Annotated in this window: 13 protein-coding genes, 1 pseudogene and 1 riboswitch; of the genes and pseudogenes, 12 read left to right on the top strand and 2 right to left on the bottom strand. The window is 37.3% G+C overall.

Going from position 1 to position 16,178, the window contains the following annotated elements:
* The first annotated feature begins 69 nt into the window (after positions 1–69).
* The 6 genes and pseudogenes from RTP52_RS12075 (at position 70) to mgtE (ending at position 4,846) form a co-directional block, all read left to right on the top strand.
* Complete coding sequence (locus RTP52_RS12075; RefSeq protein ID WP_331661436.1) at positions 70–870, top strand: MATE family efflux transporter; 801 nt, start codon at positions 70–72, stop codon at positions 868–870.
* Positions 854–1,039: a hypothetical protein gene (locus RTP52_RS20275; RefSeq protein WP_312102069.1), complete on the top strand. Its 186-nt coding sequence runs from the start codon at positions 854–856 to the stop codon at positions 1,037–1,039. Before RTP52_RS12075 ends, RTP52_RS20275 begins: the two co-directional genes overlap by 17 nt.
* Before the next feature lie 125 nt (positions 1,040–1,164).
* Positions 1,165–1,563 (top strand): DUF134 domain-containing protein, encoded by a 399-nt coding sequence (locus tag RTP52_RS12070; protein ID WP_312102066.1) that lies wholly within the window; start codon positions 1,165–1,167, stop codon positions 1,561–1,563.
* A pseudogene (locus RTP52_RS20415) lies at positions 1,560–2,408 on the top strand (P-loop NTPase); the annotation flags it as partial. The gene RTP52_RS12070 and the pseudogene RTP52_RS20415, both read left to right, overlap by 4 nt.
* Before the next feature lie 6 nt (positions 2,409–2,414).
* On the top strand, positions 2,415–2,879 hold the full coding sequence (locus tag RTP52_RS20410; protein WP_334308330.1) for a NifB/NifX family molybdenum-iron cluster-binding protein: 465 nt from the start codon (positions 2,415–2,417) through the stop codon (positions 2,877–2,879).
* 77 nt (positions 2,880–2,956) lie between these two features.
* Positions 2,957–3,131: riboswitch (M-box (ykoK) riboswitch) on the top strand.
* Between the two features lie 383 nt (positions 3,132–3,514).
* Complete coding sequence (gene mgtE, locus RTP52_RS12060) at positions 3,515–4,846, top strand: magnesium transporter (RefSeq protein WP_312102060.1); 1,332 nt, start codon at positions 3,515–3,517, stop codon at positions 4,844–4,846.
* A 192-nt stretch (positions 4,847–5,038) separates the two neighbouring features.
* On the opposite strand, the gene RTP52_RS12055 is transcribed toward mgtE, so the two are convergent.
* Complete coding sequence (locus tag RTP52_RS12055) at positions 5,039–6,328, bottom strand: HlyC/CorC family transporter (RefSeq protein WP_312102057.1); 1,290 nt, start codon at positions 6,326–6,328, stop codon at positions 5,039–5,041.
* 487 nt (positions 6,329–6,815) lie between these two features.
* Between RTP52_RS12055 and RTP52_RS12050 the strand changes: the two genes are divergently transcribed.
* The 3 genes from RTP52_RS12050 to RTP52_RS12040 are packed head-to-tail and all read left to right on the top strand — an operon-like array spanning position 6,816 to position 9,286.
* Positions 6,816–7,649 (top strand): alpha/beta hydrolase, encoded by an 834-nt coding sequence (locus RTP52_RS12050; protein WP_312371591.1) that lies wholly within the window; start codon positions 6,816–6,818, stop codon positions 7,647–7,649.
* Entirely contained in the window at positions 7,643–8,365 is a 723-nt protein-coding gene (locus RTP52_RS12045; protein ID WP_312371588.1) for an ABC transporter ATP-binding protein, read from the top strand. The genes RTP52_RS12050 and RTP52_RS12045 overlap by 7 nt, the downstream gene beginning before the upstream one ends.
* Before the next feature lie 3 nt (positions 8,366–8,368).
* Positions 8,369–9,286 (top strand): SufB/SufD family protein, encoded by a 918-nt coding sequence (locus RTP52_RS12040; protein ID WP_312371585.1) that lies wholly within the window; start codon positions 8,369–8,371, stop codon positions 9,284–9,286.
* Between the two features lie 172 nt (positions 9,287–9,458).
* Here the strand turns inward: RTP52_RS12040 and RTP52_RS12035 are convergent, their stop codons facing one another.
* Positions 9,459–11,090, bottom strand: a complete 1,632-nt coding sequence (locus tag RTP52_RS12035) for a glycoside hydrolase family 43 protein (protein WP_312371584.1) — start codon at positions 11,088–11,090, stop codon at positions 9,459–9,461.
* A gap of 353 nt (positions 11,091–11,443) precedes the next feature.
* On the opposite strand from RTP52_RS12035, the gene RTP52_RS12030 reads away from it, so the two are divergent.
* From RTP52_RS12030 to RTP52_RS12020, 3 genes are read left to right on the top strand one after another with little or no spacing between them, the layout of a single operon-like run.
* Complete coding sequence (locus RTP52_RS12030) at positions 11,444–14,350, top strand: extracellular solute-binding protein (RefSeq protein ID WP_312371582.1); 2,907 nt, start codon at positions 11,444–11,446, stop codon at positions 14,348–14,350.
* A 15-nt stretch (positions 14,351–14,365) separates the two neighbouring features.
* Positions 14,366–15,298 (top strand): carbohydrate ABC transporter permease, encoded by a 933-nt coding sequence (locus tag RTP52_RS12025; RefSeq protein ID WP_312102042.1) that lies wholly within the window; start codon positions 14,366–14,368, stop codon positions 15,296–15,298.
* 17 nt (positions 15,299–15,315) lie between these two features.
* The gene (locus RTP52_RS12020; RefSeq protein ID WP_312102039.1) at positions 15,316–16,173 is read left to right on the top strand and encodes a carbohydrate ABC transporter permease; all 858 of its coding nucleotides are present in this window, start codon (positions 15,316–15,318) and stop codon (positions 16,171–16,173) included.
* Positions 16,174–16,178 lie beyond the last annotated feature (5 nt).

Here is a 16,178-nt window from a genome sequence, read left to right as displayed (position 1 = left end):
GGAAAGTAATTTATTATGTAAGCATAACTTACTTATAGCAAACGCAAAAGCGTAAGAATTGAGGAAAACATGGCTAGATCAAACGCAAAAGATATGACGCAGGGAAGTCCAACCAAATTAATATTTTTCTTCTCAATCCCTTTACTGATTGGAAATGTAGTCCAACAGCTTTATAGTATGACAGATACAATTATTGTTGGACAGTGTCTTGGCTCGAATGCTTTGGCAGCGGTAGGAACAACCGGAGCGCTTAGCTTTTTAATTTTAGGTTTTGTGATTGGAATTACAGGTGGAATCGCGGTGATAGCTGCTCAACGTTTTGGTGCAAAAGATGAGGATGGATTGAGGCGCTCCGTAGCTACTTCAATTATGCTTGGAATCCTTATTACAATCGTTATAACAGCGCTAGCAGTATTACTTGCAAAACCATTATTACTGCTTATAAATACACCAGATTCAATTATACAAGAGGCATATGATTACATTGTAGTTATATTTCTTGGTGTGTTTGCATGTATGCTCTATAATTTGATAGCGTGCTTGCTTCGCGCAATTGGAGATAGTAGGACTCCACTTTATTTTTTAGCAGTCTCTTCTATATTAAATATAGGGTTAGACTTTTTATTTATTCTTAACTTTCATATGGGGGTTGCAGGGGCGGCTTGGGCAACTGTATTATCTCAGTTTTTATCCGGTCTTTCCTGTGTAATTTATGCTTTTATGAAGTATCCGATGCTTCGTCTATCAAAAAAAGATTTTCGCTTTGATGTAAGATTTGCATGGAAACATTTGCAGATTGGATTACCTATGGCATTTCAGTTTTCCATCACAGCAAAGAAGTTTTATGCCTTTAATGGCTGGTGTTTTTGAATTAGTAGCCCGTTCTGCGGCAGCATTTATACTGCCTGGACTTATGGGATATGCCGGTATTTGCTTGGCAGGACCAGCAGCTTGGGTAGCAGCTTCTGTATTACTTTTTGTATCTTATCATATTATAATCAAGCAAGTTGAAAAACAATATGCGGGGAAAACACGTTAGCTATTGACAAACTTTCTCATTAGGCTATAATTGATAGTGTGCATATGCACAATAACAACGCAAACTCGCCAAGAAAAAGTGAGTGCGCATTACCGCTAGTTGTAAATGTTTTAATAGGAGTGAATATGCCTAGAAATGGAGTATGCAGGCGGGTGTGTGCAGATTTTCAGAATAAAGTATTTACACCTGCGAGCGGAAAAAAAGAGTATGTGAAACTGAATGTAGAAGAATTAGAGGCACTTAGGCTTTGCGACCTTGAAGGGTTAGAGCAAGAAGATGCAGCAGGAAGAATGCAGGTATCAAGAGGTACATTTCAACGTATTCTATACTCAGCAAGAAAAAAGAGTGCAGAAGCATTATGTGAAGCGAAAGGCGTTTTAGTTGAGGGTGGTAACTATACCATAGCAACTGCGCAATGCGACTGTGCAAAGCGATGTAAAGTCTGTAAGATGAAGAAAGAAAAAGCACTAAATCAGAAAGATGATACACCGCACAATCTAGAACATAAAGGAGATAACACATGAGCGAACAAGTATATCAACAACAAAGCAGCTGTTCTAGCAATTGTAGTAGTTGTAGCTCCAATTGTAGTTCAAGAAAACCATCGAAAGAAGACCTTTTAGCACCAATGAATCAATATAGTCGTGTGAAGAAAGTGATTGGTATTGTAAGTGGAAAGGGTGGTGTAGGAAAATCTACCATAACATCTTATCTTACAGTTCTTATGAATCGTATGGGTTATAAGACTGCAGTTTTAGATGCAGATATTACAGGCCCTTCCATTCCAAAAGCATTTGGTATTCATAAGAAAGCTGAAGCCAATGAACTTGGTATTTTACCTGCAATCACAAAAAATGGAATTGAAGTTATGTCAGTTAACTTATTATTAGAGGATGAAGAGACTCCAGTTGTTTGGAGAGGACCTGTGATAGCACAAACAGTGAAACAGTTTTGGTCTGATGTAGTATGGGGTGATGTTGATTTCCTCTTTGTAGACATGCCACCAGGAACCGGCGACGTTCCTCTAACAGTATTCCAATCACTACCTTTAGATGGTATTATTATCGTTACAAGTCCTCAGGAATTAGTATCTATGATCGTATCCAAAGCGGTGAATATGGCGAATGCCATGGATATTAAGACCTTAGGTTTTATAGAAAATTATTCTTATTTAGAGTGTCATAACTGTAAAGAGAAGATTAGTGTATTTGGTGAAAGCCATATTGACGAAATCTCTGCGAAATTTGGCGTACCTGTATTTGCTAAAATGCCTATCAATCCAGCGATTGCAAAGACAATTGATGCTGGTAAGGCAGAAGAGTTGCAAGGTGATTGGTTGGATGAGGCAGCTAAGGCACTTGCTAAATTACTTCCAGTGGAGTCAAAAGCAACAAAAAATAAGAAGAAGATTGCTGTAACAACAGATGAGAATCATAATGTATTTCAGCATTTTGGTCATTGTGAAACCTTTACTATTTTTGAATTGGAAGGAAATTCTCTAATCAGCAAAGCTACCCTCAAGAATACAGGCAGCGGCCATGTTGCTACAGTAGATTTATTAAAAGAAATGGGTGTTGATGTTGTAATTTGTGGTGGAATAGGCAGTGCTGCTATGGGACTATTAATGGATGAAGATATCCTTGTAATTCCTGGAATGCAAGGAGACATTGAGGTTGCTGTGGCTTCTTTCTTAGATGGGGCATCAAAACCATCTACAGAGGCAAATTGTGATCACCACGATCATCATGACCATCATGATCACCACAATCACCATGATCACCACGATCATAAAGACGGAGAGCACAATTGTGGCGGTTGTTCTTGCGGAAGCTGTCATTAAGTGATTGATAAGGGTTGGCAGAAAATATGCCATTGTTTGTTGACATATGTAATTATACGTAGTATAGTATGTAAAGAATTAAACTTCGGTAGGTGAGGCTACCGCAGGGATATGGATTGCTACCGCGAAATAATGGAGACACTATTAGTTGGTTAGCAGGTTGTGTCGAATCAAGGCATAACCTAATGCAATTTCAAGGCGTCAATGTATGCCATGCCCTGCGATGCTAAAGCTTGAACGGTTAATTGCTGCGAGTATTTATAGATTCGTAAGCCTTGTTCTTTTGCCGAAGATTTTGGTAAGAGATCAGGGCTTTTTTTGTTTTAGTGGATATAATGATATGAGGATATCTGAAACAAAAGAAAAGTTTATGTTTGTATAAGTAGAAAGAGAGGTGAGGAGAATGGACGATGGCAGTTGCAGTAGTAGCGGCATAAAACCAAAGCGGCGTAACGTCAAGGGGAAGTGGTATTGCAAATTAAATTCACTTAAACTTCCAAGTATACAAAATGTATGCGCAGGATTTGAAGTTGAATTGCTGACGTCTATTCTCCTTGGCGTGTAATAAAGGGTGGTTATTCGGGGTGCCCATGGTTTTATGCCAACTTGAATGAAAATGATAGGAGGGCATAAGCATGCAAGAAAAAGTATTAGAGTTATTAGAAAATAAACGTTTTAACGATTTAAAGCATATTTTAGAAACTATGAATAGTGCCGATATCGCACAGATATTAAGCGAAGTTAAGAATGAAGATATGATTCTACTATATAGGTTCTTAACAAAAGATACTGCAGTAGAGACATTTTCCTACATGGAAACTGAGCTTCAAGAACGTCTGATTCATGCAATGACAGACAAAGAGTTACATGATGTAACAAATGAACTCTTTCTTGATGATACCGTAGACTTAATTGAGGAGATGCCCGCGAATATTGTAAAAAGAATATTACAGCAAACGCATCCAGATCAAAGAAAATTAATTAATGAGTTTTTAAAGTATCCTTCCCGTAGCGCTGGAAGTGTGATGACAATTGAGTTTATTGATCTAAAGGCAACGATGACAGTTGATGAAGCATTTACTAAGATAAGAAAAATTGGGCTTGATAAAGAAACAATCTATACCTGTTATGTTCTTGATGATAGCAGGAGGTTACAAGGTATTGTTACAGTAAAAGATTTGCTTCTTGCAAAGAATGATACTATTCTTTCTTATATCATGGAAACAAATTTGATAACGGTTAATACACACGATGATAAAGAGGAAGTAGCAAGAAAATTTGATAAATATGACTTTCTTGCATTACCAGTTGTAGACCAGGAATTTCGGTTAGTAGGTATTATCACGATTGATGATGCAATCGATGTAATGCAAGAAGAGAATACTGAAGACTTTGAACGTATGGCTGCACTAGCACCATCAGAGGATACGTATTTTAGAACTTCAGTATTTCAGCATGCAAAGAACCGTATTGTATGGTTATTAGCGTTAATGCTATCTGCTACAGTTACTGGTGTGCTGATAACAAAATATGAGGATGCATTTAAAGCGATTCCTTTATTAGTTGCATTTATTCCAATGTTAATGGATACCGGAGGAAATTGTGGTTCCCAAACTTCTACTCTAGTGATTCGTGGTATGGCGCTAGATGAAATACGTTCCAAAGATATTTTCCGTGTTTTTTATAAGGAAATTCGTGTTGCTCTCTTAGTAGGTGTGGCACTTGGTTTTGTAAATGGATTACGTATTTTCATTCAATATAATGATTTGGCATTAGCATTTGTGGTAGGTCTTACATTAATTGCTACAGTATGTCTATCAAAAGCTCTTGGTTGTTTGCTTCCGATGGTAGCAAAGTTCTTTAAATTGGATCCAGCATTAATGGCAGCTCCATTAATTACTACTATCGTAGATACCTGTTCTATTATGATTTACTTTACTATTGCTTTAAAAATCATGAATTTATAGTTTTTTAAGGTGGATACAAAGAAATCTAAGGTATTAATAATCATGAATTATAGTTTTTATAGAGAATGTAAAGAAATTTACTACATTAAGAATCCAATGATAGCTTCAAAGGTAATAGCAAAGAAATTTTCTATAGATTAAAAAAAGAGAGAATTCTGTACTGAAAATAGGCAGAATCCTCTCTTAAAACTATTAGTTAGTTTCATTATCCTGTGAATTTGATTTGTAAAACTCAAGTTCTATCTTAATATGCACCTTATCGATACGATTTTTCTCAACCTTTGTTACGGTATAGGTGATATTATTTTCTGTAATTTGTTCGTCTTGCTCTGGTAAATGGTCTAATAGGTGAATGATATGACCGGCTATGGAATCATAATCCTCAGAATCTAAGGATAATCCGATAAACTCATTAATTTCATCTAATTTTGCAGAACCATCGGCAAGGTATTCGTTTTCACCAAGTTGGGTGATTACATCTTCTTCGTCATAGTCATATTCATCACGAATCTCTCCGACGATTTCCTCAAGTAAGTCTTCCATTGTAATAAGGCCAGCAGTTGCACCATATTCATCCAGTACGATTACCATTGGTAAAGATTCTCTACGCATTTCGTTTAACAATTCACTGGTTTTTTTGTATTCATATGTGTAATATGGTTCCCTCATATAATCACGAATACTAAATTCATTATAATCACCACGGAAAAAGAATACATCTTTTAAGTTGATGATACCAATAATATCATCACGGTTTTCGTCATATACGGGCATTCTTGAGTATTGTTCTTCGCGGAATACTTCAATCAATTGAGAATAGGACATGTCAACACTTGCAAAAGCCATATTAATTCTAGGAACCATAACATCCTTTGCGAGTGAGTCACCGAAATCCACTACATTGGTAATCATTTTTCTTTCTTCGCTTTCGATTACACCTTCTTCATGGCTGACGTCTACAATGGTACGTAGTTCATTTTCTGTCATCGTAACGTATTTTTTATTTGGATCAACACGCATGATAAACAAAAGAAGATAAGACATCTTATTTACAATATATATAACAGGTGTTAATAATTGTGTCATGAAATAAATAATCGGTGCAAAAAAGAAAGCTAATTTTTCTGCATGAATGGTTGCGAGTGTCTTAGGTGTAATTTCACCAAAGATTAGGATTAACAAAGTTAATATACCAGTTGCAATGCCTGCGGCTTTACTATCCCAAATCGAAATCGCGAGAGCTGTAGCTAACGATGAAGCGGTTAGATTTACAACATTATTACCGATTAAGATGGTACTGAGCATCTTTGCAGGATTTTCAATTAATATACTGACAGTTTTCGCACCCTTAATCCCTTGATCCACCATGCTTCGAATACGAAGTTTATTAACAGTGGTGAGGGAAGTTTCTGCAGATGAGAAAAATGCGGACAATAGTAACAAGAAAAGCAACACGACTAGCTGCGTGGCGACGGGGTCCAAAGAATCATCTCCTTATAATAAAAATATTCCATATTGCTATGGAGTAGTGTTAGGAACAATGTCATGACAATGTCCATGTTATGTGAAATGCATTCCTCTCAGTCAAATGATGTAATATGTGCAGATTCCATATGCTTATTGTTTCATTCATGAGGTTGACCAAATGAGAGTATACATTTTAGATTATATTCGAAAGTGCACCCTATGTCAAGATTATGTGCGCGAAGCATCTATGAAGTAGAGCTAGCTTATTGTTAATTTTTGTGGAAAAATTAACATACTTGTGATATACTGAAAACTGTTGGAAAAAATCCAAAATGAGAGTAAAATTAAAATGGTTTTAAAGGCGATTTGTGTTAGCACGAAGTTGCCATCATTATAAAAGGCTAGCGTTTGAGTAATATCTTGATTCATGACAAGGAAAGGTTCACGAAGCGTACTTTTTCTTGTTCATAGGTGTGCTAAGGCACGCGGATAGGAGTTTAGGATGAAGCACGAAGTAATTGATATTAAGTTGGAAGGATATGAGCTTTCAGAATGTGCAAAGCTCTATACTTATGTATTAGATAACACACCTCAGGTGGATAGTAACAGAAAACGACCTGCTGTCATTATTTGTCCAGGTGGCGGATATAGCAGAACTTCTGATCGTGAGGCAGAACCGATTGCGATTCAATATCTTGCAGCAGGTTTTCATGCATTTGTTCTTCGCTACCATGTAGCACCAGTGGAATATCCGGTTGCTTTGCTTGAACTTGCAGCAAGTATTAAGATGGTAAGGGAGCATGCAGCGGAATGGAATGTGGATTCAGATTGTATTGTGGTATCAGGATTTAGTGCAGGTGGTCATTTGGCAGGAAGCCTAGGCGTATTTTGGACAGAGGACTTTCTTTCACAAACGCTAAAGACAAGCAAAGATATGTTAAAACCTAACGGATGTGTATTGTGCTATCCGGTGATTACTTCAGGAGAATTTGCACATAGAGATTCCTTTTTACGTCTTCTTGGAGAGCAGTATGATACTTTAGTAGATAAAATGTCTTTGGAGAAGCAAGTGAATGAAAATATGCCACCAGTATTTTTGTGGCATACTTATACCGATGCTGCTGTTCCAGTGGAAAATTCCTTGTTGCTTCTTAGTGCGCTTCGAAAGAATAATATATCGGTAGAATTTCATATGTACCCAGTTGGAGGCCATGGATTAGCATTAGCAAATGAAGAAACAAAAAACTCAGATGGCCGTGGTGTAACACCAGAATGTCAAGGATGGATTCACCTTGCAACGGATTGGGTACGCAGATTGGGGGATAAATTATGCTAGAGCTTAAAAATGTGTGCTTTGGTGTATCTGGTGAAACAAACAAAGACATATTAAAGAATATTAATTTAACAATAGACGATCATAAATTTATTGCAATTACCGGGCCAAATGGCGGTGGTAAATCAACATTAGCAAAAATAATAGTAGGAATTGAAAAGCCGACATCCGGGCAGATTCTTTTTGATGGACAAGACATCACAGAGATGAGCATTACAGATCGTGCAAAAGCAGGTATCGGATTTGCATTTCAACAGCCAGTTAGGTTTAAGGGAATCACAGTAAAGGACCTTATTACATTAGCTGCCGGAAATAATATCAGTACAGCCAAAGCTTGTGAATACCTCTCTGAGGTAGGACTATGCGCAAAAGATTATATCACTCGTGAAGTTAATGCAAGTCTTTCTGGTGGCGAGTTAAAGCGTATTGAGATTGCTACGATTATTGCTAGAAAAACGAAACTCTCCGTATTTGATGAACCAGAAGCAGGAATTGACTTATGGAGTTTTAATAACCTAATTCGTGTGTTTGAGAAAATGCATCAGGAAATCCAAGGTTCTATCGTCATTATTTCACATCAGGAACGTATATTAAATATTGCAGATGATATCATTGTAATCGCGAATGGTAGCATAGTAGAGGTAGATGAAAAGGAAAAAATCTTACCGAAATTATTGAATGAAACACCAAGTTGTAAATTTTATAAGGGGGAGGCATAAGGTATGGATGCAATACAAAAAGAATTGCTCTTACAGGTGGCTGACCTCCATGAGGTTCCACAGGGAGCTTATAATTTAAGAGTAAATGGACAAGGTGCTGGTAGAAATACAACTGAACATATCGACATTGTTACAAAAACTGATAAACCAGGAATCGACATCATTGTAAAGCCAGGAACTAAGAATGAGAGTATTCATATTCCAGTAGTGTTAAGTCAAAGTGGTTTGACAGAATTAGTTTATAATGACTTCTTTATTGGAGAAGATTCGGATGTTACAATCGTTGCAGGATGTGGTATTCATAACGGTGGTTCTGATAAAGCAGAGCACGATGGAATTCATAGCTTCTTTATAGGACAGAATGCAAAAGTAAAATATGTAGAGAAGCACTATGGTTCTGGAGATGGTAGTGGTGAGAGAATCTTAAACCCACAGACAATTATTCATATTGAAGAGGGCGGTTACATGGAGATGGATACCGTTCAAATCAAAGGTGTAGATTCCACCATTCGTACGACAAAGGCAACCCTAGAAGATAAAGCAACCTTAGTGATTAAAGAAAAGATAATGACTCATGGAAAACAGTATGCAAAGACTGATTTTGAAGTGAATCTTAATGGAGAAGATTGTGGAGCCAACGTAATCTCACGTTCTGTTGCGAAGGAGGACTCTCATCAAATATTCTTATCTAAGATCAATGGAAATAATAAATGTTATGGACATACCGAGTGTGATGCAATCCTTATGGACCGTGGTAGTGTAAGTGCAATTCCAGAGATTACGGCAAATCATTTAGAGGCAAGTTTGATTCATGAAGCCGCAATAGGTAAGATTGCAGGAGAGCAGATTACCAAGCTTATGACGTTAGGTCTTACAGAGGCAGAAGCAGAAGCACAGATTGTAAATGGGTTCTTAAAATAAGGACGAACAAAAGACGGTTATATTTAGATAAACAAAAGAAGCAAGTTAAACCAAGCAGGGGCATGGTTTAACTTGCTTTAATTTTTGTAAAAAAGTTCGAACAGTATGCTTTTTCTTGTACATAGCCTAGGCATTCGAATTTCGGATCAAATAATGAGATGCATTCTGTATGTTACATTACCTGATAATGAAGATAGTCAAAATCTGCAAAATCTTCTCCGAATTCGTTGGAAGGAGTATAGGTATATAAACCAAGACAGGTACCAACAAAGCCACCAGCACGTTCTGTGCTAAGGATACTCGCATCAATCGAAGTAGCAACAGTTTCGTATTCTGTTCCATCGAAAGAGTAAGAAAAGCTTAAGTTTAATCCGTTTTCCCTCACGTACAGATAGGAAGGGAGTTTTGTTAATTCTCTCTTTATTAAAAGCTGCTCTTTTCCGTCGATACAGGATATTAATACAACCATAGGAACTTTGCCCTTATAGATACAAAAACGGTAATGAAAATGATTGCTTTGCATTAAGAGAATACCGGCTTCACTATTTTCATTCGAAAGAGTGGCTTCTAGTTTGGTACCTAGTGTGTAATTAATAGAAGTCTGACGAAGAAAGAGCGCTGTTGGAGAATCTTCCGCCGTGAGTGGTACATCACTGGCGTATAAGCGAAGACCCGTTTCTCTGCCTGTTTCATAGTGGTTTTCCTGTGGATTTCTTAAGTAGAAGAAATAAGGTGGCAGTTCCTTTTGTCGGAAATTTTCTTTGATATCTCTACAGGTCGGGTGATAGTCTTTAAATTGAATATCGAATTCTTGTACATCAGCTTGCACCTTAGTAGACTCCACTGAAGTGAATTCCACTAAAGTGGAAGAAGCCTTCCCTGGGATTGTAACAACCCTATCTAAAAGGCCGATACCTGGATTCACAACAGGCCATCCATCCTCCCAAATGAGCGGAACTAGAAAAGTCTCTCTACCAAGTAAGCAGTAACCATCACATGGTCTACTTGCAAGTAGTACCATATACCAATCTCCATGTTCGGTCTCTACGATATCAGCATGCCCTGTATTGATTGCCCAAAACTCTTTTCCAAGATGTCTGTGAGTAAAGATAGGGTTTCGTTTACATCCTTCAAACATTTCTTTGATATTCTTGCTTCTAGCCATAGTAATAGCATGATTTAATCCCGTACCACCCTCTGCAATCATGAGATAATACCAGCCATCTCGTTTATAGATATGCGGCCCTTCTGGCCACTCGACTTCTTTTAAGGCACCGTGCCATATGGCATAGGATTCACATGTTAACTGCATGGTGGTAAGGTCGACTTCTTGTACATAAATCTCATTATCCCCGAAGAAAGCCGCTCCTTCTCTACGGCCTTTCGTTCCACAATAATAGCAAGTCCCGTCTTCATCAAAGAAAAGGGAAGGATCAATCCCCTCTGCACTATTTAAGAAGCAGGGGTCTGACCAAGGTCCGTAAGGATTTGTTGCAGTGACAATAAAGTTTCCTCCATGAGAAACATTGGTAGTAATCATATAGAATGTCCCGTTATGATAGCGGATGGTTGGTGCATAGATACCGCCACTATGAGGAGCATTCGTTAAATTTAGTTGACTCTTAGTAGATAGGATATTAGTTATCTGTTCCCAATGAATTAAGTCAGTACTATGAGACAAAGGTACCCCTGGGAAGTAAGAAAATGTGGAATTTACCATATAGTAATCCTGTCCGACGCGGACTATGGATGGATCTGGATAGAATCCAGAAAGAATAGGATTTGTTACGTTCATCTGCTTCATGTTCACATACCCTCTTAAAATAATAATGATTATATCAAATCGTGCTTTTAATATAATGTTGCAATATGTTTAAAAATCAAATGATATTTAAGTAATACATGGTAGAAATATACTAATACAATACAAATAATACCTTATTTTAGTAATAAAGTAAATAATATATTTCCTTTATTTAGCTTAAAATTAGAAGACGTTGCCAAGCTAAGTATAAGGATTAGCAAAAATTGATATATGAATAACAATATTTGAGGAGATTAATAGCCTGTTTCATCGTAAGCTATTATTAAATAATTAAAAACTTAATACTTAAAAGCAAAAATTTAGACAATTTTCATAAAAGGGGTGACGGTACCATGGCTAAACTATGGAGTAAGGTATGGAAAAAGTTATTGGGCGCTACGGTTGTAATTGCGGTACTGATGGTATATTTTGCACTAACCAAAGAAGAAGACAGCTTTGAAGCTAAGTATGTAGGGGCAACCTTAAATACTGAGGTGGAAGGGCTAGGGAGAAGCAATACTTATACAAAATATCTAGAACGTCATACCAGCACGAAAAAAGCGACAAGTACTATTGATATCGATATCTTTAATTATTCTTATGCCGAAGGCGTGGAAATGCTTTCTGACTTTGAAGGCGTAGAAAAGGTACTTAAGACCGAGGAAAACAGTATACTTGAATACCGTATTACGGTAAAAGAGGCAGGGATGTACCAAGCCTATCTTGAATACTTTCCTCTTAAGTCTAGAGGTACTGATATAGAACGCTGTATTTACTTAAATGGAGAAATTCCATTCCTTGGTGCTGAAACCATTACATTCAGTCGTATCTGGGGAGATATGGAGGGCGGTGTAAAAAAAGATAATCAGGGAAATGACATCCGTCCGTCGCAAGTGGAAAAGCCAAGGTGGGAAAGCAGCTATTTTAAGGACTTTATGGGATATTACACAGAACCATATTACTTTTACTTAGAGGCTGGAGAAAATACCATTCGCCTAGAAGGTGTTAATGAACCAATGGCAATTCGTAGTTTTTGTTTTCAAGATAGCGAATCCTCCAGAGATTATCAGACATTTCTAAGTAAATATGATTTGACTCAATTTCAAAATACAAATATTACATATCTTGATGTAATTCAGGGTGAAGATGCATTATATCGTTCTTCTCCATCCTTATATGCAATTTTTGATCGATCTTCTTCCAAAACAGATCCTAGCAGTACTGCAAAAATCAGGCTCAATATGATAGGTGGTGGTGCATGGAAAGTAGTAGGTCAATGGATTGAATGGGAAGTAGAAGCACCAGAAGATGGATTATATCGTATCTCTGTCAAAGCTAGACAAAACTATAACCGCGGGTTTGTATCGAATCGTATACTTTACTTAGATAATGAGATTCCGTTTGAAGGAGTATCTGTGATTCCATTCCGTTATTCCAATGAATGGACGCTTTACACTTTACAGGATGAAAACGGAGAAGATTATCTTTTTCCGCTGACAAAGGGAATCCATAAGGTCCGATTTGAAGTAACCTTGGGAGAGCTTGGCGACATCTTAACTAGGATGGAAGAAAGTATTTTCAGACTAAATGAAATTTATCGTAAAATCTTAGTATTAACAGGACCAGAACCTGATAAATATCGTGATTACAGAATTGATAAAGTATATCCAGAAGTAATTACAGCGATGGATCTAGAAAGTAAAATCTTATATAAAATTGTAGATGACTTAACGAATTACTCAGGAGAACGTGGTGCACAGGCTGGTTCAGCTTTAACACTTGCTAAACAGCTTGAGAATTTTGTTAAGAAACCAGAGAAAATTCCACTCGCTTTAACAAACTATAAAGAAAATATATCTTCTCTTGGCAACTCGATGATAACGTTAAGTGAGGGAAGTTTGGATGTTGACTACATTATCCTAAGTGGGAAAGATGCTACACTCCCTACTGTTAGTGAAAGCTTTGCAGAAAAAGCACTTCATGAGGCAAAATCATTTGGTTCCTCTTTCGTTGAGGACTACAACAACTTGGGAAATGTATATGACAAAGATACTGCGATTGAAGTTTGGATGTTGTCTGGCCGTGATCAAAGTACCATTTTAAAGACAATGATTGATGATACTTTTACTCCAAATACAGGAATTGCAGTCAATGTAAAACTGATTGCTGCGGAAGCATTAATGCCAGCGGTAGTTGCGGGTACAGGACCAGACGTAGCGTTATCTGTGAATCAAGGCGATCCTGTAAACTATGCACTTCGTAATGCGGTAGTTGATATTAGTAAGTTAGATGGCTATAAGGAATTAGCAGCACAATATTCAGAAAGTTCTCTCATTCCTTTCCATTACCAAGATGGTGTTTTTGGTATACCGGAAACCTTAAACTTTAACGTAATGTTCTATCGTAAGGATGTATTAGAAGAACTTGGTGTTGAAATTCCAAACACCTGGGATGATTTGATTAAAATCTTACCAACCATTCAGAAGAAAAATATGAATGTCGGTATTCCATCAATTGAACGAAAGATTAACAATGTGTTATACCCAGACTTATCCAATTTCTTTGCACAATTATATCAGCGTAACGGTACTCTTTATAATGAAGATGGCTCCAAAACATTATTAGATGGACAGTTAGCAGTCGAAGCATTTGAAACTTATACTAGATTCTTTACTCACTATAAAACACCAATTGTATACGACTTTGTTAACCGTTTCCGTACTGGTGAGATGCCAATTGGTTTTGTGGATTATAACAATTTCAATACATTGGTTGTATTTGCACCGGAAATTCGTGGGTTGTGGGATTTTACCCTGTTACCAGGAACGAAAGTAGAAGATGGAACCATCAACCGTTCCACTTCTGGTTGGGGTGTAGCTTCTATGGTGCTAAAAACAGAGAAACAGGATGCATCTTGGGAATTTTTCAAATGGTGGTGTAGTGCAGAAACGCAAGCGAGATTTGGTAGGGAGCTTGAGAGTGTGATGGGAGCTTCCGCACGTTATGCAACAGCAAATAGAACTGCTTTTGAACAACTGTCCTGGAGCGCAGCGAATGCAGCGGTACTAAGACAACAGTGGGATTCTGTAGTCGGTACACCAGAAGTGCCAGGTGGTTATTATACCTCAAGACATATTATTAATGCAGTGCGAAAGGTAATTAATAATAGTGAAGATACCAGAGAAACTTTACTGGATTATACAAGAACTATTAATAATGAGATTACAAAGAAACGAAAAGAATTCGGTTTAGAAAAATAGGAGGGAGGAACAGTTATGAGTGTTGCATCTTGGAAGGCGAAAAAGAAAAAACAATTTTTTATTACTTTAAAAGAAATAAAGGCACATAAGACGTGCTATCTGTTCCTACTGCCTTATGCTCTTGTTTTCTTTACCTTTGTAGTAGCACCTGTTGTTGTTTCTATCTTTTATAGCTTTACTTACTACAATATATTAGAAGCTCCTAAATTTATAGGACTTCAAAACTATATTAACTTATTCTTAGCGGATGATGTCTTTTTAATTGCAGTAAAGAACACATTTTTACTGGCAGCAATTACTGGTCCAATTGGATATCTGGCATCGTTTTTATTTGCATGGTTTATTCATGAATTGCCACGATATATCAGAGCAGTCGCAGTCCTAGTGTTTTATGCACCAACCATCGCAGGTCAGGTATATCTGATCTGGTCCCTAATATTTAGCGGTGATGCTTACGGGTATATGAATGGTTTCCTAATGAAGGTTGGAATCTTAGATAAACCAATTTTATGGCTTACGAATCCAAATTATATGATGGGAGTTATTATCATTGTTGTATTGTGGATGAGTCTTGGTACTGGTTTCTTATCCTTTATCGCAGGACTTCAAACCGTAGACCAGACACAGTATGAAGCTGGTTATGTAGACGGGATTAAAAACCGTTGGCAGGAGTTGTGGTATATCACTCTTCCTAATATGAAGGGAATGTTAATGTTTGGTGCAGTTATGGCTATTACCCAGTCCTTTGGTGTAGCAGATGTTACTACAGCTTTGGCAGGTTTTCCGAGTACAGATTATGCAGCGCATACGGTAGTAAACCACTTAGTAGATTATGGTTCGCTTCGATTTGAGATGGGCTATGCCTCTGCAATAGCAACGGTATTATTTTTGACAATGATCTTATGCAACAAGCTGGTACAAAAACTCTTAAGGAGAGTCGGAACCTAAAGAAGGAGAATAGCCATATGATTAAAATAAAGAAAAGGAAGCCGAATCGTTCGAGAGCCGGGGATATTTTCATCTATTTGCTATTGATTGTCTTTGGAGCATTCTTCGTTTATCCACTTGTGTATGCAATCAACAATGCGTTTAAACCATTGAATGAAATATTCTTATTCCCGCCAAAACTGTTCGTACAGCAGCCTACCTTAAATAACTTCTCTGATTTGTTTATCATTATGAGGAAGTCGTGGGTACCATTTTCAAGATACATATTTAACACGGTATTTATTACATTCATGGGTACTGCAGGGCATGTCATCTTTGCTTCTATGGGAGCCTATGTATTAGCAAAATATAAATTTCCTGGAAGCAAGGCATTCTTTAACTTAGTAGTTACTACTCTGATGTTTTCGGGGTATGTAACCCAGATTCCTAACTACTTGGTTATGAGCAAACTTGGGTGGGTGGATACTTATCTTGCAGTAATTATTCCAGCCTTTGCTTCCCCAATAGGTTTCTTCTTATTAAAACAGTTTATGGACAGTATTCCAGATACGTTAATAGAAGCAGCTAAAATCGACGGTGCCAAAGAAGGAAAGATATTCTTAAATATCGTTATGCCAATGGTAAAGCCAGCATGGCTGACGGTAATTATATTTTCCATTCAAAGCCTCTGGAATAACAAGGCAAGTAACTTTATCTATTCCGAGGAGTTAAAAACACTTCCCTATGCACTGCAACAAATTATAAGTGGCGGTATTGCAAGAGCAGGTGTTGGTGCTGCAGTAACCTTATTTGTCATGGTCGTTCCTGTATTAGCCTTTGTTCTTGCACAGAGTAATATTATTGAAACAATGGCGAATTCAGGTATTAAGGATTGATGGAG

Origin of the sequence: Lachnoclostridium sp. (genome assembly GCF_031997925.1) — a bacterium.
Classification (GTDB): domain Bacteria; phylum Bacillota; class Clostridia; order Lachnospirales; family Lachnospiraceae; genus Lachnoclostridium.
Note: the sequence above shows the minus strand (reverse complement) of the source record. Positions and strands in the feature narration are given on the sequence as shown.

Excerpts from the sequence above, each read along its gene's own strand:
- mgtE (WP_312102060.1), top strand. The coding sequence starts at position 3,515 with ATGCAAGAAAAAGTATTAGAGTTATTAGAAAATAAACGTTTTAACGAT.
- RTP52_RS12025 (WP_312102042.1), top strand. The coding sequence starts at position 14,366 with ATGAGTGTTGCATCTTGGAAGGCGAAAAAGAAAAAACAATTTTTTATT.
- RTP52_RS12030 (WP_312371582.1), top strand. The coding sequence starts at position 11,444 with ATGGCTAAACTATGGAGTAAGGTATGGAAAAAGTTATTGGGCGCTACG.
- RTP52_RS12050 (WP_312371591.1), top strand. The coding sequence starts at position 6,816 with ATGAAGCACGAAGTAATTGATATTAAGTTGGAAGGATATGAGCTTTCA.
- RTP52_RS12070 (WP_312102066.1), top strand. The coding sequence starts at position 1,165 with ATGCCTAGAAATGGAGTATGCAGGCGGGTGTGTGCAGATTTTCAGAAT.
- RTP52_RS12035 (WP_312371584.1), bottom strand. The coding sequence starts at position 11,090 with ATGAAGCAGATGAACGTAACAAATCCTATTCTTTCTGGATTCTATCCA.
- RTP52_RS20275 (WP_312102069.1), top strand. The coding sequence starts at position 854 with ATGGCTGGTGTTTTTGAATTAGTAGCCCGTTCTGCGGCAGCATTTATA.
- RTP52_RS12075 (WP_331661436.1), top strand. The coding sequence starts at position 70 with ATGGCTAGATCAAACGCAAAAGATATGACGCAGGGAAGTCCAACCAAA.
- RTP52_RS12020 (WP_312102039.1), top strand. The coding sequence starts at position 15,316 with ATGATTAAAATAAAGAAAAGGAAGCCGAATCGTTCGAGAGCCGGGGAT.
- RTP52_RS12040 (WP_312371585.1), top strand. The coding sequence starts at position 8,369 with ATGGATGCAATACAAAAAGAATTGCTCTTACAGGTGGCTGACCTCCAT.
- RTP52_RS12045 (WP_312371588.1), top strand. The coding sequence starts at position 7,643 with ATGCTAGAGCTTAAAAATGTGTGCTTTGGTGTATCTGGTGAAACAAAC.